Genomic DNA, 18,966 nt, shown 5'->3' on the forward strand with positions numbered 1-18,966 from the left:
GTGCGGGGCCTCTGCTGATTGCCCTATCCCGACCCGGACGACAGGACAATGCCAATAATTATAGTTGACCTTTCAAATAATATTCACGTAGCATCGCCCCAATGTCGCAGCAATGGCGGCAGCCTGGGACAATCTGCGGTTCACTGAAAAACCAAGCAATGCGCGCCAGTGCCGGGCCGGTCGGTGCGCAGGTCGAACTCCAGCATGGAGAGTGAGAGATGAATCAGATGAAAGCCATCGATGCAGGTTCCGGCGAGGCCGACCTGATCGACCTCCCCGAGGATTTCATGGCCGATCTTCGCGCGCGCCGTGCAGAGTTCGCCGAGCTTGGCCAGCTTCCGCACGACGTGGTCGAGCGCTTGCGCGAACTGGGCATCTATCGCGCGCTCGTTGCACGCCGGTATGGCGGCATGGAGGCCTCGCCGACCGCCTTCCTCAAGGTGATCGAGAAGCTGTCGCAGGCCGATGGATCGGTCGGCTGGGTCGCCAGCTTCGGCGTTTCGAGCATGTATCTTGCCGCCTTGCCCGAGGCGACCTTGGCGAAGATCTACGGCGATGGGCCGGACGTGATCTTCGCCGGTGCCCTGTTTCCGCCCCAAGGCGCAGAACGTGTTGCCGGCGGCCTGCGCATCTCGGGGCGCTGGCCCTTCGGCAGCGGATCGACCGGGGCCGACCTCATCGGTGTGGGTATCAAGATTGCCGACGAGCAGGGCGCAGCGCTGCCGCGCATGGCGGTCATGCCAGCCGCCAAGGCACGGATCGAGCCGAACTGGAACGTCATCGGGCTGCGCGGTACCGGCAGCCACGACATCGTCGTCGACGAGGCCGTCGTGGCCGACGAGTGGACCTTCGTGCGCGGCAGCAAGCCCAACCTCGAGACGCCGCTCTACCGTTATCCGGCGATGGCGCTGGCCGCGCAGGTGCTCGCGGTTGTCGGCATCGGCGTGGCACGCGCCGCGCTCGACGAGATCAAGTCTCTTGCTGCGGGGCGCGGATCGATCACGGGGGCTCCAAGGCTTGCCGACCGCGCTTACGTGCAGAGCGAGATTGCAAAGGCCGAGGCCAGCCTGCGCTCCGCGCGCGCGTTCTTCTACGAGGCGACCGAGGCTGCCTGGGCTACCTTGTGCGAGGGGCACGAGGCGAGCCGCGAGCAGGCAATGTTGCTCCGCCTTGCTTCGAGCCAGATCGCGCGCACCGGCTGCGACGTCGCCCAGATGGCGCTGCGTCTTTCGGGGACCATCGGTATCTACGCCGATCATCCGCTTGCCGCCTACCTGCACGACGCGACCGTCGTAGCCCAGCATGCCTTCCTCTCCGAGGGGACCTGGCAGAGTGCGGGCAAGGTCATGCTCGGTCTCGATTCGCCTCCGGGATATCCTTGAGAATCCCGGCCTTCGCCCGGCGGGCGCCGAGGCCTCACGCTCTCGCCCACTGACACCACTCCGAGCCTGGACCAAAGGAGCCTCTCGATATGACCGATACACCCGCCAAGAAGCCCATCCGCACCCTGTTCTGCTGTGCGGTGCTGCAGAATTTCTTCGACCTGCCCGCTGCCGATATCGGCAAGGTCTGGGCGGCCACCGGCGAAATGCTCAAGGGCATTCGCGACTTGCCCGGGGTAACCGTTCTCGGCACGCTCGATGATGACGAGACCATGGTCGGCACCTCGCCCAATGGCTGGCCCTGGACATTCTACATCATGGCCGAAGTCCCCGACCGCGAGACGGTACAGGCGGGTTGCAACCTGTTTCGCACCATCGAGGTGGGCGAATATCGCCTGTGGAAGTACATGCGCGTCGAGGCCCGTCTCGGTCGTGAACTGGTGATCCCCGAATGAGCGTGACGGGCGATGCGCGCGCGGTTCTCGTGACCGGGGGCGGGCAAGGGCTCGGGGAATGTCTCTCGCGGGCCTTCTTCGCGGCTGGCTACCGGGTTTGCATCAGCGATGTCGACGGCGCGCGGGCTGAGGCGCTCGCGGCCGGGCTCGACGGTTCGGGCTCGCGCGCCATGGGTCTCGCGCTCGACGTGCGTGAACAGGCAGCCTTCGAAGCCGCGCGTGATCGCATACTGGCCGAGTGGGGCCGGATCGACGTGCTGGTCAACAACGCCGTGGTCACGCGCGCGCAGCCGGTTCTCGAGATCAATCCCGATGACTTCGACGCGGTCGTGGCCGTGAACCTGCGCGGCACTTTCGTGGGCAGCCAGGTGCTGGGGCGCCACTTCCGCGATGTCGGTGCAGGGCGGATCGTCAATCTGGCTTCGCTGGCAGGGCAGAACGGTGGGACAGCCACTGGCGCCCATTACGCTGCCTCGAAGGGCGGGATCATCACTTTGACCAAGGTCTTTGCGCGCGACCTCGGGCCTTATGGGGTCACCGTCAATGCGATCGCCCCCGGGCCGCTCGACCTGCCCTCGGTCCATGCGCTCGTCCCGGCGGACAAGCTGGCCGGCATCGTCGCTGGTATTCCGGTGCGCTCGCTGGGCTCGCCCGACTACGTCGCGCGTACCGCCGTCCATCTGGCCGATCCTGGAGCAGGCTTTGCCAACGGCGCAATCTGGGACATCAACGGCGGATTGAACATGCGATGAGCAAGCCAGGCGCAAGTGTCGATGCCGGAGGCTTTCGGGCAGCCATGGCCCAGCTTGGCGCGGCGGTGAATATTGTCACCACCGATGGCGTGGCCGGGCGCTACGGGATCACCGCTTCAGCGGTATGCAGCGTTACCGACAGCCCGGCCTCGCTGCTGGTCTGCGTCAACCGGGCCTCGCGCATGCACGCGGCATTGCGTGCGAACGGCGTTCTTGCGGTCAACGTGCTGACGCCCGACCATGAGGCCCTTTGCGCAGCCTTCGCTACGGGAGGGCTGTCGATCGAGGAGCGCTTCGCTGGCGGTAGCTGGCAAGCCATGAACAATGGCGTGCCCGGGCTGGAAGGGGCGCTGGTACGTCTGGCCTGTCGCATCGAGACGGTCACCGAAGTCGGCACTCATGCCGTCATTATCGCACGGGTCGAGCAAGTCGTCCTGCGTGGTGAGGGGGAAGGGCTGGTCTACTTCGACAGGACCTTCCATCGCCTCCCGTTGACCCCTGCTCTCAGCGAGGGGTAACCAGGCATTCGAGCAGGGCTTCGGGCGTGAAGTGAACCCGGCATGCCTGGCCTGGCGCGACTTCGTGCACGCCGGTGATCGCGCCGGTCGAGATCAGTGTGCCCTCGGGCACTTCGTGGCCGAGCATGGCGAGCTTCTCCAGTGCATAGGCGATTGCTGCCAGTGGGCCGCCGGGAAGCTGGCCTGCCTCGCGCGGTCCGAAATCCTCGTCGTCGATGCGGGTCGTGACGCGCACGGCGTCGGGGTTCTCGAGAGGCAGCCGGGGGCCGAGGATCAGGCCCAGATTGTTGCCGAATCCGGCGATGCTGGCGAGCGGACCGAGCGCGTTGATCGTCGCCAGCGGGCTGCCCGCGACTTCGATCCCGGCATGCCACGAGGTGACCAGCCCGGCGCAGTCCTGCGCGCTCCAGTGCCGGGCGTCACCCGGTGCGGCAATGCGGGCCACCAGCTCGGCCTCGAGTGCCGCGAAACCGCCCTCTATCATCGGAAAGGCACTGGTGCCGTCCCCGGCGAGCGGCCAGACGTCCTGCGCGAAGATCGGACCCACGAAGCGGTTCTCGCCCAGCCGTGCTTCGGCCTCGCCGGTGATGCGGCCGACTTTCCAGCCGACGATCGCGTCCGGCCAGGCCGCGATGGCCGCATTCTGGATCGCGTAGGCTTCCTCGAGCGTCTCGGGCATCGTGCCGGGAAACGCGGTAAAGCCGGTCCTCGCTGCACGGTTGCGCACGAATGCATCGGCGGAGAGGGTAGCGGCCTCGGTCATGTTCGGTCCTTCGGGTGGCAGCGGGGTAACGGTTCGCGTTCAGGCATCCGGCGATGGCTCGGTGGAGAGAGCGCCTAGCGGAGATTTTGTGCCATGTCGCCCAGCAGGGCGCGCAACTGGGCCAGCTTGTCTTCATCGAATCCGGCAAAGGCCCGATTGAAGACGTGGCGTGCGGTCTCGACTGCGGGGCCGACCAGCGCTTCTCCGCGCGGGGTGAGCGTAACCTCAGTGGCACGCCGATCACGCTGGCCCTCGCGCAACTCCACCAGCCCCTTGGACTGCATGCGCTGGATCGCCCGGGTCATGGCCGAAAGCTTCGAATTGGCCTGGGCCGCGATGTCGCTTACCGTCATCCACGGGTTCTGTTTGAGCACCATGATGATGCGCCAGCTCGTCGGGTCCATTTCGGAACCCTCCAGCGCAGAAGCAAGCGCCTCTTGGTAGCGGGCATGGGCGCGTGTCAGCCAGTAGAATGGCCAGGCGTCGTAGCTGAGGCGCTGATCGTGATCCATGGCGATCAGGTCGAGGATCGGGGTCATTTCGGCAAGCTCTAAAATAGTTGACTAGTCACGTGAATCATGTTGCATTTGCCTTATGCCAGCTTCTTCACACAGTTCAATCCCGCAGCCCATGTCGCCGGATCCTGCCATTCTGGTCCAAACGCTCGACCTCGGTGGGGACAGCCATTGCGCCGCTGACGGCCTGCGCGTGGCGGTCAAGGATTGCATCGCCATTGCCGGGACCCGCACCGGCTGTGGCAGTGCCGCCTTCGATGCCGCACCTGTCGAAACGGCTCATGCCGCCGTGGTCGAGGCCTTGCTCGCGGCAGGTTGCCGGATCGTGGGCAAGGCCAACATGCATGAGCTGGCCTATGGCGTGACCGGGGCCAACGCCCATACCGGGACGCCGCTCAATCCGTTGTTTCCCGATCGCATCGTTGGCGGTTCGTCGAGCGGCAGCGCGGCTGCCGTCGCGGCCGGGCTCGTCGACTTCGCGATCGGCACCGATACGGGTGGCTCGATCCGGATGCCCGCCGCGTGCTGCGCGGTCTTCGGGCTCAAGCCCGGCTTCGGCGCGGTCTCGCGCGAGGGGGCGGTCCCGGCAACCAGCTCGCTCGACTGCATCGGTCCGTTTGCGCGAAACATGGCCATGATCGGTACCGCCATGGCCGCCATCTCTCCGGGCTTCACCGTGCCGTGTGCGGCCGAGGATTTCGTGCTCGGTCGTGTGGCGACGAGTGCGGATGCACAGATCGAGGCGGCGCTGGACAAGGTGCTGCAGGCGCGCAGCGCCGATGTGCGCCGGATAGAGCTTCCCCTGCTCGGTGCGGCTCACCGTGCCGGGATCACGATCATGGCTGCGGAAATGGCTGCGCTGTTCGGCCACCTCGTCGGCACCGGCAAGCTGGGTGCCGACATCGACGCACGTCTTGCCGCCGGATTGAAGGTCGACGCCGCCGCGGTGCGCGAAGCCGAGGCAGTGCGCACGCACTTCACCGCAGAAGTCGACGCTGCACTCGAGACCTGCGACGCGCTGGTTCTGCCGACCTTGCCGAGCGTGCCGCTACTGCTTCGAGAGGCTGGCGATGCGCAAGGCGCGCTGAGGCTGACCGAGCTAGTGCGCCCGTTCAATCTTTCCGGTCATCCCGCGCTTTCGCTGCCTACTCGCACTGCAAGTGGCCTTCCTGCGGGGGTGCAGCTGGTCGGAGCGATGGGAGCGGAAGCGGCACTGTGCGGGATCGGCATGGCGCTGGAAGGGGCACTGGAGGGGGCGCAGTGAGTGTACCCTCCGATCTCGCGGGGCTCGTCGAGCGGTTGACGCGGCTCGAAGCCGAAAGTGCGATCCGAGCGGTCATGGCGCGCTACATGGAAATCTGCGACACGCTCGGCCCGGATTCGCCGATGGCGGAGCTGGGCGCACTGTTCACTCGCGAGGCGGTCTGGACCGGTGTCGGTGCACGCTACGCCGGGGCCTTCGGTGGTCACGGGGGGCGCGAGGCCATCGTCGCCATGCTGGCACATTACCAGGGCGAGCCCGGCCGGCGCGCACCGCACTTCGCGATGAACGCGCACTTCCTTTCCTCCGAGACGATCCGCGTCGCCGGCGAGTCCGCGCGGGGGCAGTGGATGATGCTCCAGACCTCGACTTATGCCGACGGGCGCAGCGACTTGCGCTCGGCGCGGCTCAATGTCGCCTTCGCCTTCGAGGAAGGTGCCTGGCGCATTGCCCGTTTCGAGACCGAGAACCTCTTCAGCCGGCCAGTGGACCGGTGGGATGACCCGGCGCCGGTTACGGTGCCCGACCAGCAGACAGGAGAATGACGCTCATGGATATGCCGACAGGTGGCGCCGGCTATGGCGATCTCGTGCAGGACGATCGCGTCCACACCGCGCTCTACAAGGACCCGGCCATCTTTGACGAGGAGATGGAGCGGATCTTCAAGAACACCTGGGTCTGGGTGGCACACGCCAGCGAAGTGCCGCGCAAGAACACCTTCCGCAAATCCTACGTGGGCAAGCAGCCGGTGATCGTCACGCGCGACAAGGAAGAGAAGGTCCATGTCCTGCTCAACCGTTGCCGCCACCGCGCCGCGACCGTGTGCGAGAAGAAGGCAGGCAAGACTTCGGTCTTCGTGTGCCCCTATCATGGCTGGAGCTACAACCTCGACGGCAAGCTGCGCTCGGTGCCGCACCAGGCGGTCTATGGCGAAGGTTTCGACAAGGATGAGTTCCCGCTCGTCTCGCTGCGCACCGAGGAATACAACGGCATGATCTTCGCGACGTTCCGCGATGACATCGAGCCGCTGGAGGAGTTCCTGGGCGCGGCCAGGAAGTGGATCGACCTGTTCATGAAGCAGGGCGCGGGCTACCCGGTCAAGACGCTGGGCGAGCACCAGTTCCGCTTCCCGGGCAACTGGAAGATCCAGCTCGAGAATACCACCGACGCCTATCACTTCCCGATCGTGCACAAGACGTTCCTCGACAGCCTCGATGCCGAGACGGAGAACGTGTTCGACGTGCTCGGGCAGGGCGGGTGGGTCGAGGACCTGGGCAATGGCCATTCGCTCATGGTGATGATCCCCGATCTCGTCGATCTCGAGGAGAACCTCGATGCGCCGATCCCGGAACGCTTCGCCGAACTGGCCGAGGAACTGCGCGCTGAAGGGCATTCCGATCACGAGGTGCGCCGCATCGTGCGGGCCGTGGGCGGGGGCGGTTTCAACCTCAACCTGTTCCCCAATGTGGCCTGTTCGATGGCCTTCTTCCGCGTGCTGCGCCCGGTCAGCGTCGACGAGACCGAAATCCGCCACATCGCCATCGGCATGGACGGAGGGCCCGAGGCGGGCAACCGCATGCGCATGCGTCTTCACGAGCACTTCCAGGGGCCGATGGGCTTCGGTTCGCCTGACGATGCGGAAGGCTGGGAACGTGTCCAGCGCGGCTCGTCGGCAGGTGACGACCTTTGGATTCTCGTCAATCGCGGCAAGGAGCCGCTCGTCGGCCATGCCGCAGGCAGCAACGTGACCGACGTCAGCGCCGAGACTGGAATGCGCGCGGCCTATCAGCAGTGGAAGAGGATGATGTCGGCATGAGCACGAGCGAAATGACCCGCGAGGATGTCGCAGCGATCACGCTGGACGAGGCCACGACCTTCATCTGGCGCGAGGCTGAAATTCTCGATCGGCAGGACTACAAGGCCTGGCTTCCCCTGTTCACGCCCGATGGCCTCTACGTCATTCCGATCGAGCGCGACACCGGGGACAGGGCGGGGGAACTGAATATCGCCTACGACGATGCAGAGATGCGGGCGATGCGTGTGAAGCGGCTCAAGAGCGGTTTCTCGATCTCGTCTGCTCCTTCGGCACGTACGGTGCGCACCACCTCGCGTTTCGTGATCGAGCAGGGCAAGGATAACAGCGCGATCGTGCGCTGTGCGCAGATGCTGGTCGAGTACAAGTTCGAGCGTACCCGGGTGGTCGGCGCCGACGTGACCTATCGCCTCGTGCGCGGCCCCGAAGGACTGCGCATGGCGCGCAAGGAAGTGCTGCTGCTCAACTCCGACGATCCGCTCTGGGGCGTCGGCTACCTGTTCTGATCATTATTCGGGACGACGAGGCCCCCGTGCAGCTCAGTCTGCGCGGGGGCCTCCTGCATTTGGTGCCGGGGGGCGCTGCGAGGTGGCAGCGTGTCAGCGGCACTTGGGGTGCTGGTGGATGTCGACGATCGAATCGACCCTGCCGTCGGCGACCGCCATCTGGATGCATTGCGAGGAACTCGGGCGGTTCCAGATGGTGTAGGCGGTGGAACCCGACTTGAAGCCGTCGACGTTGCGGAAGCCGCGATCGCGCATTTCGCCGTCCGCGCTCGATGCCCGGGCGCCGCGCAGATCGGTGAACTTCGCGCTGCGATCGTAGCCTCCGTGACCGTGGTGGTCGCGCGTGTTGTTGTTGCGTTGCTGCACGCCCTTCGAATAACCACGGCTGTAGAAGCTGGAGCTGTCGTAGTTGTGATAGCTCTTGCTGTAGAGGCCATCGTTGAAGCCGCGGTCGTACTGGCGCTCGTCGTCGTGGTTGTCGAAGTGCTGTTTGTCGTCGTGATGGTCGCTCTTGTGCGCGAGCAGCGCGCCGAGCAGGGCCACGCCCGCGATCGCGGCAACGGCTGTTCCGGCATCACCGCTCGACTTGTGGCAATCGGAATTCTTGGCGTCGTTGACCGTCATCACGCGCCCGTCGGCCACTTCGACGACGAGGCAGTCCTTGCCGTCGTCATCCCACCAGTAGCTGTAACGCTCGTCGTAGTTGCCGCGTCGGCCATCGACGTAGTGCAGTCCGCGGGCGTTGAGTTCGCGCTCTGCCGAGGCGGCGCGCAGTCCGTTGAGGTCGGTAAAGTGCGAGGCCTTGCGGGCCAGCGCCGGAGTCACGGTCAGCGACGCAATCGCGGCAATGGTTGCGCTACGCGATAGAAAGCCTTGCATGTCCCACTCCCCTAATCGTTGAAATTCAGAGTCGTGGGCATGATGTACCCGCTGCAAGACGAGTCAATGTAATGATATGGAGATCTCTTGTTGCTTGGTGTGCCAGATGCTCACGATTTTGGGCATGTATTTGTAATAATTTCTGTTTTTATATGATCCTACGGCACTACCCCTTTTGGATAGTATGCTGCGAAAACCTTGTATCTGCGGGCAAAAAAATGGCCGGGATGGTTTCCCATCCCGGCCTTGTCCGAAGGTTCTTGCCTGCGCGCCACGAGGACGCGCAGGCTCGAAAGCCTTAACGGAAGAGCGAAAGGATCGTCTGCGGCGCCTGGTTGGCGATCGAGAGAGCCTGGACACCCAGCTGCTGCTGCACCTGGAGAGCCTGGAGCTTGGCCGATTCCTTCGCGAGGTCCGCATCCACGAGGTTGCCGATGCCGGTCTCGATGACGTCGGTGAGCGAGCTGTTGAATTCCAGCTGACCTTCGATCTGGCGCGAAGCCGCACCGAGGGTGCTCAGGTGGTCGTTGAGCGAGTCCGACAGGGTGTCGAGCGCGGTCACCGCGGTACCGGCGGTAGCAGCGTCGACCAGATCGGTAGCGCCGTCGAGAGCGCCGCCGCCGGTGCCGGCCGTCGTCAGTTCCGTCTCAAGGTCGATCGAAGCAACGTCGAGCGTGCTGCCGACGCTCACGTCGAGCGACTGCAGCGACTTGACCTCGCCACCGCTTGCGTCGAGCAGGTTGACGCCGTTGAAGTCCGAGGAGCTGATGATCGAGTCGATCTGCTTCTTCAGGTTGTCGTAGTCCTTGATGATGGCATCGCGGCTACCCTGATCGGTTTCGCTGGCGACCTCGTAGGCCTTCGACTTCATGTCGTTGACCAGGTCCGAGATCTGTTCGACACCCGACACGGCGACGTCGACAACACTCTTGGCGTTGTTGAGCGAGGACGTGACGGCGTTGAGGCCACCCATGTCGCCACGCAGGGTCTGCGCAACGGTGAACTTGGCCGAATCGTCCTTGGTCGAGCTGACCGAAAGACCGGTGGTGATACGGCTCTGGGTGACGTCCATCGACTTGTTGGTGGCGCTGAGCGACTGGAGAGCAGCCATTGCGCCGGTGTTGGTGTTAACGGAGAATGCCATAGTCTTATTCCTTCTTGGATTCTGGACCGATTCTGCGGTCCGGGCCGGAGTACGCCGACCCTCGTACGAAGCCCTAAGTAGAGTTCCGTATACCCAACTTAGAACATGCAAAGGTTGTCAGGTCGTTACGGTCGGGAATAATTTTCAGGCAGTCAGGTCTGCTAACGGACAGGAATAATGCGCAAAAAAGCCCTGCCCGGGGCTGAGCCGGACAGGGCCTTCGCTTGTCACGGGGCGCGAGGAATCGCGGGGCGACCTGTCCCGCGTCCGGTGGGCCTCAGAACGGGAATAGCGCGTCGTAGATCTGCTGGCCCCAGCGCGCCTGCTGCGCGTCGGTGAGCTGGCCGCGCCCGCCGTAGCTGATGCGCGCATCGGCGATCTGGCTGTGGCGGATCGAATTGTCGCGCGCGATGTCCTCGGGGCGGATCACGCCGGTGACGACGAGTTCGCGCAGCTCGTAGTTCACGCGTACTTCCTGGCGGCCACGGATCAGCAGGTTGCCGTTGTCCAGCACGTCGACCACCGTCGCGGCGATCGTCATGTTGATCTGTTCCGAGCGAGAGGTGTTGCCCGCACCGACCGAGCTCGACGAGGAATTGGTGTCGACGAGGTTGGCGGGATCGGGATTGCCCGGCAGGATCGAGGGAATCTTGCTCTCGAGGCCGAGCAGCGCGGCGATGCCGCCGCTTTCAGAGCCGTTGCGCGTGCGCGTGGTCGAGTTGTCGACGGTGGCGCTGTCGGCGATGTTGATGCGGATGGTGACGATGTCGCCGATGCGCGAGGCGCGCTGGTCGTGGAAGAAGGCGCCCGCGCCGGTGCGGAACAGCGAGGCGCCGCGCGGCGCATCTTCGCCTGCCCCGGCAGCGGCCTGCGCCTGTGCGGCGCGGGTCGCGGCGAGGTTGTTGCCCAGCGATGCCTCGGTGCGCGGGGCGACCGGCACTTCGGCGGCGCTCATCTCGGGGGCCTTGCCCACGTTCTTGAGCCGGCCCACCGCGCCGCATCCCGACAGCAGCGTGGCTGCGAGGAGGGCGGGGACGAGCGCTGCATGACGCGATTTCATCATCGGTATTCCTGTTCGTGCCGGGGGGAGGCGACTGCTCTTGCCGAGGCTGCTCTGGGGCTGGTTCTACTGGACCGGGATCGCGACCTCGCCGGTCGCTGACGCGATGCCGTCGAGAGTGCGGTTGGTGGCGAGGTTGACGACGCGCACGCTCTCGCCCTTGCCGGCATCGCCGAGCGCGCGCCCGGCGGCGGTGATCGTCATCGCTCCGCTCGAGACGGTGAGCATGACCGGCTCGCCCCGGCGCACGAGGCGCGGCGCGCTGATGTCGGTCATGTGCAGCGCCACGCCAGCGCGCAGGTTGCGCGTTGCCTCCATGCCGAGCAGGTCCTCGCGCGTGAGCGCGCGGCGCGCTGCGCTTTCGGGCAACTCGGCGGTCTCGAGGTCGGAGGCCGAGAGCAGCGTGCCGCGCTCTACCGGATGGGAGAGCACGACGACAGCAGCGGTATCGCCCGGCGCCGCGAGCGCGGGCGCGACCGCGAGCCCCGCGGCAAGGAGGGCGCCGGTCAGCGAAGGGATGAGGGCAGCGCGTCGCATCGGATCAGCTGATCTGCGTCGAGGTCGCCAGCATCTCGTCGGCGGTCTTGAGCACGCGGCTGTTCATCTCGTAGGCGCGCTGCGCGGTGATCAGCGCGGTGATTTCCGAGACCGGGTTGACGTTCGATGCCTCGACGAAACCCTGGCTGAGGGTACCGAAGGCGGGATCGCCAGGCGCTGCGACGTTGGGCTGGCCCGAGGCGTCGGTCTCGAGGAACAGGTTCGAGCCGATCGCCTCGAGCCCGGCCTCGTTGATGAAGGTCGCGAGCTCGAGCTGGCCCACGGTCTGCATTTGCGGCTGGCCGGCGATCTTGACCTGCACTTCGCCGGTCTTCGAGATGGCGACGTCGAGCGCGCCCTCGGGAACGGTGATGCCCGGCTGGATCAGGTAGCCCTCGGAGGTGACCAGTTCGCCCTGGTCGGAGAGCTGGAACGAACCGGCGCGGGTATAGGCGGTGTCGCCTCCGGGCATCGTCACCTGGAAGTAGCCCGGACCGTCGATGGCAAGGTCGTAGGTGTTGCCGGTGTTGGTCATCGCACCCTGCTCGGTGATGCGATAGATGCCGCCGGTGCGCACGCCCGAGCCGATCTGGATGCCCGAGGGCACGCGGGTGCCGTCGGCGCTGGTCGCCGCACCCGGACGCGAGGCCTGCTGGTAGAGCAGGTCCTGGAACTCGGCACGCTGGCGCTTGAAGCCGGTGGTGTTCATGTTGGCGATGTTGTTCGAGATGACATCGACGTTGGTCTGCTGGGCAAGCATGCCGGTCGAGGCGATGGAAAGACTGCGCATGGTGGCTCCTGAATTTCGCTACTGGATGCGGCGCTCGTTCTGCGGCGCCTGAATGGGATGGGTCGGGCGGCCGGTTCAGCCGATCCGCGAGAGGCGGTCGATGGCGCGCCGGCGCATCTCGGCAAGGTCCGAGGACATGCGCTGGCTGGTCTGGTACGAGCGCAGGATCTCGACCATGTGCGTGGTCTCGACGATCGGCTCGACGTTCGAGGCCTCGACCCCGCCGGTGCGCAGCCGCGCGCCCGCAGGCGTTCCGCCGGTACCGGTGAGGAGGCCATCGCCGCGCACTTCGAGCATGTTCTCGTCGGCAAATCCGGTTACCGCGATCCGGCCCAGCTCGCCCTGTTCGCCCATGACCGCGCCATCGGCAGTGATGGTGACCTTGCCGATTTCCTCTATGGGCACGTTGATCGGCTGGCCGTTGGCGTCGAGCAGGCGCTGACCGCCCGAGATGGCGAGATCGCCGTTCTCGAGCACCTTGATGAAGCCTGCGCGGGTATAGGCCACGCCGCCTGCCGGGTTCTCGACGTTGAGGTAGCCGGGACCCTCGATCATCACGTCGAGCGGATTGCCGGTCGCCTGGAAGGCGCCCTGGCTGGTGTCGTGGACGGTGCCGTAGTCGAGCACGAACGAGGTCTTGCGTGCGTCGGCGAGCGGGGCCTCCTCGGCATTCTCGACGTACTCATGGAAAACCGCGCCCTCGCGCTTGTACCCGACGGTGTCGGTGTTCGCCATGTTGTTGGCCGTGATGTCGAGCTGGCGCCGGAGCGCCTGTTCGTGGCTGAGCAGAACGAAGGAGGAAACGTCCATTTCCGGTCCCTTGCGAAAAAAGGTTCTCGAATATCGCCATTAGGCAATTTTTGCCGGTCGGCTCTCCTATAATAGACGGGAAAACCCGAATGCGGATGCGCGCCCGATGATTTCGAGACGGGCTGCATCTTCGAAAGCCGGAAGGGGGCTTGAGCGTGACTACCGAAGAGATCGTCGACGTACCCGCCGTCGATGTTCCTGCCAAAAAGCCTTGGAAACGGCCGGCTGTGCTGGCCGGTGCGGCCGTGGTGACGCTCGTCTGCGGCGGGCTGGGGGCCTTCGCATACCAGCGCATGGCATCCCCTTCGGAGGGGCACGAAGAGGTCGAGGCGGCAAAAAGTTCCTCCTATGTCGAGGTCCCGCCACTGATCGTGAACCTGCGTGGCGGATCGGAATCGCGCTTCCTCAAGCTGCGCTTCATCGCGGTGGCCGCCAACGACGAGACCGCCGACGAGGTCAAGGCCAAGCTGCCCGTCGTGCTCGACGCGCTGCAGCCGTTCCTGCGTGAACTGCGCCCCGAGGATCTCGACGGCTCGGCGGCGGTCTACCGGATAAAGGAGGAGATGATGCGCCGTACCAACGATGCCATCGGCCCCGACAAGGTGACCGACATCCTGATCCAGGACCTGGTGCAGCAATGAGCGAGAACCTCAACATGCGCGGCGTCGACAATGCGAGCGGCCACGCCGTCGGCGAAAGCGAAGACGAGGAAACCCCCTTCGCCATCGACCCGCGCTATGCCGACGAAGCTCGCGCTGGCGCAAGTCTCGCCCATCGCGAAAGCGGTGCGGTACGCTCCGCGGTCGATGAAGCGCGACGTACCGGCATCAAGGCGGTGATCGAATCCAACGTCGTCACCAACGAGCGCCTGCCGATGCTCGAGGTAATCTGCGAGCGAGTGGTGCGCGCGATCGCGACCAGCATGCGCAACCTCACGTCCGACGCGCTCGACGTGACTTTCGAGGAGATCACCTCGCCGCGCTTCGGCGACTACATGAACCAGGTCGAACTGCCTGCGATGTTCGGCGTGTTCCGGATCGCCGAATGGGAGAACTACGGTCTCATCACCGTGGATTCGAACCTGATCTATTCGGTCGTCGACGCGCTGCTCGGCGGGCGCAAGGGCGCGCGGCCCGAGCGGCTAGAGACGCGTGCCTTCACCAATATCGAGACGATCCTGATCTCGAAGATGGCCCAGCTCATCCTCGACGATTTCCGCGATGCGCTCGAGGTCATCCAGCCGGTTTCGATCCAGGTCGACCGGATGGAGACCAGTCCGCGCTTCGCCGCGATCGCCAGCCCCACCAACATCGCCGCCGTGGCGACCTTCAGGGTCGACATGGAAGGGCGCGGCGGGCGCTTCTCGATCATGCTGCCCTATGCGACGATCGAGCCGGTGCGCGAGAAGCTGCTCGAACGCTTCATGGGCGAGAAGTTCGGTCGCGACCGGATCTGGGCCGAGCACATGGCCAACGAGCTGTTCAACACCGAGGTGACGCTCGACGTCGTGCTCGGTGAGAAGGCGATGTCGGTGCGCGACCTCATGAACCTCGAGGTCGGCCAGACCATCGCCCTGGGCACGAGCCCGGAAAACTCCCTTCAGGTCCAGTGCGCCGGTGTGCCGCTGGGCCGGGCGCATATCGGTCAGCGCTCGAACAACATCGCCATCAGTCTCTCGACCGAGATCGCGAAAGGATACCCGAAATGACCATCGCTACCCTGATCAATGCCGTGGTGATCGTGCTGTGCCTTGCCGTGCTCGTGCAGGGCTGGCGGATGGACCGGCGCATGCGCGCGTTTCGCGAGAGCCAGCTGGGTGAAAGCGTCGCCCAGCTTGACCGCGCGACCGGGCAGGCCAAGCTCGTGCTCGGCCAGCTCAAGAGCCTGCTCGCGACCGATGGCCTGGCCCATGCCACCGCGATCACCTCGGCAGAGAACCTGCGCGACGAGCTCTCGGTCATGGTCGGTATCGGCAACTCGGTCGCCGAACGCATCGTCGAGGCAGTCTCGCAGGCCAATGGCCGCGATTCGGCCGAGGCGCGGGCGGTGATCGAGGCTGCTGCGCAGGTCGAGGCGGAGACCCAGGCCGAGGCCGAGGCCGCGCCCAAGAAGCCCGCACGCAAGTCCCCGCGCCGCCGCACTGCTGCGCGCAAGACCACGGCCAAGGCGCGCACTACCAAGGCGCCTTCTGCCAGGGCGAAGGCCGCTTCGGGAGGCACCGCAGAGGGCGAGGCGACTCCTGCTGCCGAGAAGAAGGTCGCGACCAAGAGCGCGGCCCGCGCCGACAACGATCAACCCGTAGAAAGCGAAGCGGCATGAGCTACACCTCCTCTCCGAAGGCGCCCTCGCGGGCCCTGCTGGTTCCTGCAGCCAGCCTTCAGGCGGCACTGCAGCCGATGGCACAGCCCTCGCGTCTGCTCGTGGGGTTCGCAGGCGTCGCGGTGGTCGCCAACGCGATGGCGCTGGTCACGCCGCAGGAATCGTTCGCCGCAAGCAAGGCTGCCGATACCGGGCGCATGGGCGCCGCGCTCAGCGATGCCGTTTCGCAGCGTGAGCGGGACATGGCCGCGCAGCGCAGCAAGCTCGAGATGCGCGAACGCGCGGTCAAGGCGAGCGAGGCGCGTCTTGCGGGGCAGGTCGACGAAGCCCGCAATTCTGCGCCCGATGTCGCCGCTGCCGGTGCGGACGAGGTCAAGCCGGACGTGCCTTACGATCGTCTGGCCAACATCTACCAGCGCATGAAGCCCGCGCGCGCCGCCCCGATCTTCGAGAAGCTCGACATCGAGGTTCAGTCGCAGGTTGCGCGGCGCATGCGCGATCAGGTCACCGCCCAGATCATGTCGAACATGTCTCCGGCCGCCGCCGTCAAGCTGTCGATGGCGCTCGCCGGGCGCAAGGTCGTCGATGCCAGGCCGACCGAACTTGCCGCCAAGTCGGCGGGCAAGTCGGGCGGGGGCGCCCGGTCCGGACGCTGAGGAGAGAAGCGGCGGTTAACCGTATGAAGTAACCGCGTTAGAAACAGGAAAGGGCCCGGACGTCAGTTGCGTCCGGGCCCTTTCCTGTTGGTGCGGGGCAAGGGAGGCGTCCGCCCCTCGTGAAGAGGGGGACTGCCCGGCTCAGCTGCCGAAGGCGCCGACCTTGACGATCAGCACGCGCGAGATCCGGGGGTCGACTTCGCGTGCTGCCGGGACGAGGGCCTCGCTCAGCTTGCCGGCATCGACCGCGGTGAAGGGCGAGGCGTGGAGCCGCGCGAATTCTAGCGAGGAGGCCAGCATCGCTGCGCGCAGCGCGGGCTTCTGCTTGTCCAGTTCTGCGGCATCCTCGGGTGATCCTGCCTCGATGACGAGGCTGAGATCGAGCTGCCCGTCGATCCGTCCCGCATCGATGATCGGCGCGGTAATATCCTCAAGCTGCACGAAACTCGCGGGATCGGCAGGTGTCGACCCGGCGGGCGCGTTGACTGCTGCCGTGCCCAGAGCGAGCGCCGGGACGGCTGCGAGCAGGCCCACGTCCTTCACGAAGGACAGAGTGGACGTAAGCGAGGACATCACGAATCTCCGGTGGAAGGCATTTCGCAGTCCTTAGAGGACCTTCCTTAACGCTTTCTCTCTATAATAGAGGGGTTCTCGAGGAGTTGGTACGCGTGAGTAACGATCAGCGCCCCGCAAGGGTCAGGGTCTTCAACTCGGGCAGCGGTTCGCGCGCCCGGGACACAGCTGCGCCGGATCGCAGGGCGCAGCTCGCTACGGCAGGGGCTGGCGCGCCCGGGGCCAAGGCCGCGGCGGCGTACCCGGCAGCCTCCGAGAGGCTGCGGACACGCCCGCGCCTGGGCATGATCGCGCTGTTCACGCTGAGCAGCCTGGCTGGCGCTGGAATCGTCACCTGCTGGCTGCTGTTCCCGCAGGTGCTGCCATGAAGCGCCCTGTCGCCCTGAGCGCAATTCTCGTGTTCGCCGTGCTCGACCAGAGTGGAACCGGGCTTTCCGCCGCCGTGGACACCCGGGACATTGCCGGGGAGGCCGCGAGTGCGGGTGCTTCCGGTGGCGAGAGCGATGACCAGCTCGCCGCCCGCATTCTGGGCGCCGACGGTGCCCGTGCGCGCTTGCCGGGCTTTGCCGCAAGGCTCGCGCAGGACCGCTCGATCACGGGGCCCGGGGCCTGGCACAAGCTGTCCGACGCGGCCGCCTGGAAGCGACTGAGCCGAGTTAGGCGCGGTGAGCTGCAGCAGGCCCGCTGGGACTATGCCCGCGCGCTTGTTGCGGCCGAGCGCGGCGCGGAGGCGGTCGGCGTGCTTGACGTCATGGTCCAGGACGATCCCGACCTTGCCATGGTGGACAATTTTCGCCTCGCGCGCGGTGCCGCGCTCATCGTGCAGCGTCGCTACGAGGCAGGCCTTGCCTCGCTCGATACGCCGGGCCTGCACGATAATCCGGAGGCCTGCGCCTGGCGTATGCGCGGCCTTGCCCAGAGCGGATTCGCGGACAGTGCGCTGCAGCAGCTTGGCTGTGTCGGCCATACGCTCGAGAAGCCGCGCCCGGCAGCCTTTTTCCTCGCCGCCGCGCGTGCCGCGATCGAGGCCGGCAAGCCTGAGGCGGCGATGCGCTGGCTCGAACCGCTGCCCGACCGCGACCCGGCGGCCAACCTCTACCGGGGGCGGGCGCAGCTTGCGCTGGGCAAGGGCGACGCGGCGCGCCTGCGGTTTTCGCGGGTGGAGGAATCGGGCACGCTCGAACAGCGCACCGATGCGCGTCTGAGCAAGGTCGAGGCCGAGGTCGCGGCCCATACGATCAAGCCACGCGAGGCGCTGCGCAAGCTGGATCGCATCCGCTATTCCTGGCGTGGCGACCAGATCGAGGAACGCGCGCTGCGCCTTTCCTACAAGCTCAACGACGACCTCGGCGACCTGTCGGGAGCGCTTGCGAGCGGCGCACTGCTGTTCCGCCATTTCAACGCGGCCCGGCAGGGTACCGACTTCCTTCCCGAGCTGCGCGGCAAGCTCGCCGGAGCCTTGTCGCCCGAGCGCAAGTTGCCGCTCGAGCAGGCGGCGGGCCTCTACTGGAACTACCGCGATCTCGCCCCGGGTGGTTCCGAGGGCGATCGCATGACCAGCCAGCTTGCCGCACGGCTTCAGGCTGCCGGTCTCTACGAGCGCGCAGCCGATCTGCTCAGCTACCAGCTGTTCATGCGCGCCGGGCAACTGGCGCGTGGACCGCTCTCGGCGCGCGTTGCCTCGCTCTACGTCCTCGCTGCAAGGCCCGACCGTGCGCTCGAGACGCTGCGCAAGTCGGATGATCCCTCTTTGCCCGAGGACATGATCGCCGCGCGCCAGCGGGTCGAGGCCGTCGCGCTCAACCAGATCGGGCGGCCCAAGGAGGCGCTCGCGGTGCTCGAGGCGGTGCCCGGCAGCGAGGCGCTGCAGGCCGAGATCCTGTGGAAGCGGCAGGAGTGGGAGCGTTACGCGGCAGCCTCGGGCCAGACGCTGCCGGGCTCGGGCGCCCTTGACAAGCTCGGCCAGGCGAGTGTGCTGCGTCAGGCCATCGCGCTCGCCATGCTAGGTCGCGAGGCTGAGCTTGCCGCGCTCAACCAGCGCTATGGCGCGGCTTTTGCGAAACTGCCTTCCAAGGCAGCCTTCGAGCTGCTCACCGGTGCGCCGGGCAATGTCAGCCCTGCAGCGCTCAGCCGGGCCCTTGCCGCCTTGCCCGCGAACAGCCCGGCAGGCGATATCGGTGACCTGCTCGAACAGGCTCCCCCCGTCGGCGCGGCAGGCGACTGAGGCTGCCGT

23 protein-coding genes are annotated in these 18,966 nt (G+C 66.1%); 14 read left to right on the top strand and 9 right to left on the bottom strand.

Annotated elements, in window-relative coordinates; genetic code table 11:
• Window positions 1-218 precede the first annotated feature (218 nt).
• The 4 genes from I5E68_RS02835 to I5E68_RS02850 all read left to right on the top strand — a co-directional run bounded on the left by I5E68_RS02835 (window position 219) and on the right by I5E68_RS02850 (window position 3,107).
• Window positions 219-1,382: an acyl-CoA dehydrogenase family protein gene (locus I5E68_RS02835; RefSeq protein ID WP_228726791.1), complete on the top strand. Its 1,164-nt coding sequence runs from the start codon at window positions 219-221 to the stop codon at window positions 1,380-1,382.
• 89 nt (window positions 1,383-1,471) lie between these two features.
• The gene (locus tag I5E68_RS02840; RefSeq protein WP_197160583.1) at window positions 1,472-1,837 is read left to right on the top strand and encodes a hypothetical protein; all 366 of its coding nucleotides are present in this window, start codon (window positions 1,472-1,474) and stop codon (window positions 1,835-1,837) included.
• Complete coding sequence (locus I5E68_RS02845; RefSeq protein WP_197160584.1) at window positions 1,834-2,589, top strand: SDR family NAD(P)-dependent oxidoreductase; 756 nt, start codon at window positions 1,834-1,836, stop codon at window positions 2,587-2,589. Before I5E68_RS02840 ends, I5E68_RS02845 begins: the two co-directional genes overlap by 4 nt.
• Complete coding sequence (locus I5E68_RS02850; protein WP_197160594.1) at window positions 2,586-3,107, top strand: flavin reductase; 522 nt, start codon at window positions 2,586-2,588, stop codon at window positions 3,105-3,107. The genes I5E68_RS02845 and I5E68_RS02850 overlap by 4 nt, the downstream gene beginning before the upstream one ends.
• On the opposite strand, the gene I5E68_RS02855 is transcribed toward I5E68_RS02850, so the two are convergent.
• Both I5E68_RS02855 and I5E68_RS02860 read right to left on the bottom strand, forming a co-directional pair.
• Entirely contained in the window at window positions 3,094-3,870 is a 777-nt protein-coding gene (locus tag I5E68_RS02855; protein WP_197160596.1) for a 2-keto-4-pentenoate hydratase, read from the bottom strand. The two genes, I5E68_RS02850 and I5E68_RS02855, sit on opposite strands and share 14 nt — an antisense overlap.
• A gap of 74 nt (window positions 3,871-3,944) precedes the next feature.
• Window positions 3,945-4,409 (bottom strand): MarR family winged helix-turn-helix transcriptional regulator, encoded by a 465-nt coding sequence (locus I5E68_RS02860; protein WP_197160598.1) that lies wholly within the window; start codon window positions 4,407-4,409, stop codon window positions 3,945-3,947.
• Between the two features lie 91 nt (window positions 4,410-4,500).
• Here I5E68_RS02860 and I5E68_RS02865 point away from each other — a divergent pair, with 91 nt between their 5' ends.
• The 4 genes from I5E68_RS02865 to I5E68_RS02880 are packed head-to-tail and all read left to right on the top strand — an operon-like array spanning window position 4,501 to window position 7,965.
• Window positions 4,501-5,649 carry an amidase gene (locus I5E68_RS02865; RefSeq protein WP_197160600.1) on the top strand — a complete coding sequence of 383 codons (1,149 nt, stop codon included), beginning with the start codon at window positions 4,501-4,503 and terminating at the stop codon, window positions 5,647-5,649.
• On the top strand, window positions 5,646-6,191 hold the full coding sequence (locus I5E68_RS02870; RefSeq protein ID WP_197160602.1) for a nuclear transport factor 2 family protein: 546 nt from the start codon (window positions 5,646-5,648) through the stop codon (window positions 6,189-6,191). Before I5E68_RS02865 ends, I5E68_RS02870 begins: the two co-directional genes overlap by 4 nt.
• Window positions 6,192-6,196: 5 nt before the next feature.
• The gene (locus tag I5E68_RS02875) at window positions 6,197-7,462 is read left to right on the top strand and encodes an aromatic ring-hydroxylating oxygenase subunit alpha (RefSeq protein ID WP_228726792.1); all 1,266 of its coding nucleotides are present in this window, start codon (window positions 6,197-6,199) and stop codon (window positions 7,460-7,462) included.
• Window positions 7,459-7,965, top strand: coding sequence for an aromatic-ring-hydroxylating dioxygenase subunit beta (locus I5E68_RS02880; protein WP_197160604.1), 507 nt, complete (start codon window positions 7,459-7,461; stop codon window positions 7,963-7,965). Before I5E68_RS02875 ends, I5E68_RS02880 begins: the two co-directional genes overlap by 4 nt.
• Before the next feature lie 93 nt (window positions 7,966-8,058).
• Here the strand turns inward: I5E68_RS02880 and I5E68_RS02885 are convergent, their stop codons facing one another.
• The 6 genes from I5E68_RS02885 to I5E68_RS02910 all read right to left on the bottom strand — a co-directional run bounded on the left by I5E68_RS02885 (window position 8,059) and on the right by I5E68_RS02910 (window position 13,185).
• Entirely contained in the window at window positions 8,059-8,844 is a 786-nt protein-coding gene (locus tag I5E68_RS02885; RefSeq protein ID WP_197160605.1) for a hypothetical protein, read from the bottom strand.
• Window positions 8,845-9,142: 298 nt separating this feature from the next.
• Entirely contained in the window at window positions 9,143-9,988 is an 846-nt protein-coding gene (locus I5E68_RS02890; RefSeq protein ID WP_197160606.1) for a flagellin, read from the bottom strand.
• A 277-nt stretch (window positions 9,989-10,265) separates the two neighbouring features.
• Window positions 10,266-11,048, bottom strand: a complete 783-nt coding sequence (flgH, locus tag I5E68_RS02895; RefSeq protein ID WP_197160607.1) for a flagellar basal body L-ring protein FlgH — start codon at window positions 11,046-11,048, stop codon at window positions 10,266-10,268.
• A 66-nt stretch (window positions 11,049-11,114) separates the two neighbouring features.
• Window positions 11,115-11,585, bottom strand: a complete 471-nt coding sequence (gene flgA / locus I5E68_RS02900; protein ID WP_197160608.1) for a flagellar basal body P-ring formation chaperone FlgA — start codon at window positions 11,583-11,585, stop codon at window positions 11,115-11,117.
• A 4-nt stretch (window positions 11,586-11,589) separates the two neighbouring features.
• Window positions 11,590-12,375, bottom strand: coding sequence for a flagellar basal-body rod protein FlgG (gene flgG, locus I5E68_RS02905; RefSeq protein WP_197160609.1), 786 nt, complete (start codon window positions 12,373-12,375; stop codon window positions 11,590-11,592).
• Window positions 12,376-12,450: 75 nt separating this feature from the next.
• The gene (locus I5E68_RS02910; protein WP_197160610.1) at window positions 12,451-13,185 is read right to left on the bottom strand and encodes a flagellar hook-basal body protein; all 735 of its coding nucleotides are present in this window, start codon (window positions 13,183-13,185) and stop codon (window positions 12,451-12,453) included.
• 155 nt (window positions 13,186-13,340) lie between these two features.
• On the opposite strand from I5E68_RS02910, the gene I5E68_RS02915 reads away from it, so the two are divergent.
• The 4 genes from I5E68_RS02915 to I5E68_RS02930 are packed head-to-tail and all read left to right on the top strand — an operon-like array spanning window position 13,341 to window position 16,160.
• A complete protein-coding gene (locus tag I5E68_RS02915; RefSeq protein ID WP_323982071.1) occupies window positions 13,341-13,826 on the top strand; it encodes a flagellar basal body-associated FliL family protein in 486 nt (161 codons plus the stop codon).
• The gene (gene fliM / locus I5E68_RS02920) at window positions 13,823-14,893 is read left to right on the top strand and encodes a flagellar motor switch protein FliM (RefSeq protein WP_228726793.1); all 1,071 of its coding nucleotides are present in this window, start codon (window positions 13,823-13,825) and stop codon (window positions 14,891-14,893) included. The genes I5E68_RS02915 and fliM overlap by 4 nt, the downstream gene beginning before the upstream one ends.
• Entirely contained in the window at window positions 14,890-15,504 is a 615-nt protein-coding gene (locus I5E68_RS02925; RefSeq protein WP_197160612.1) for a DUF6468 domain-containing protein, read from the top strand. The genes fliM and I5E68_RS02925 overlap by 4 nt, the downstream gene beginning before the upstream one ends.
• Window positions 15,501-16,160 (top strand): MotE family protein, encoded by a 660-nt coding sequence (locus I5E68_RS02930; RefSeq protein WP_228726794.1) that lies wholly within the window; start codon window positions 15,501-15,503, stop codon window positions 16,158-16,160. Before I5E68_RS02925 ends, I5E68_RS02930 begins: the two co-directional genes overlap by 4 nt.
• Window positions 16,161-16,301: 141 nt before the next feature.
• On the opposite strand, the gene I5E68_RS02935 is transcribed toward I5E68_RS02930, so the two are convergent.
• A complete protein-coding gene (locus tag I5E68_RS02935; RefSeq protein ID WP_197160614.1) occupies window positions 16,302-16,733 on the bottom strand; it encodes a hypothetical protein in 432 nt (143 codons plus the stop codon).
• Window positions 16,734-16,828: 95 nt separating this feature from the next.
• Between I5E68_RS02935 and I5E68_RS02940 the strand changes: the two genes are divergently transcribed.
• The gene (locus I5E68_RS02940) at window positions 16,829-17,101 is read left to right on the top strand and encodes a hypothetical protein (protein ID WP_197160616.1); all 273 of its coding nucleotides are present in this window, start codon (window positions 16,829-16,831) and stop codon (window positions 17,099-17,101) included.
• Window positions 17,098-18,957 (top strand): hypothetical protein, encoded by a 1,860-nt coding sequence (locus I5E68_RS02945; RefSeq protein WP_197160618.1) that lies wholly within the window; start codon window positions 17,098-17,100, stop codon window positions 18,955-18,957. The genes I5E68_RS02940 and I5E68_RS02945 overlap by 4 nt, the downstream gene beginning before the upstream one ends.
• Window positions 18,958-18,966 lie beyond the last annotated feature (9 nt).

Source organism: Novosphingobium aureum (assembly GCF_015865035.1).
GTDB lineage: Bacteria > Pseudomonadota > Alphaproteobacteria > Sphingomonadales > Sphingomonadaceae > Novosphingobium > Novosphingobium aureum.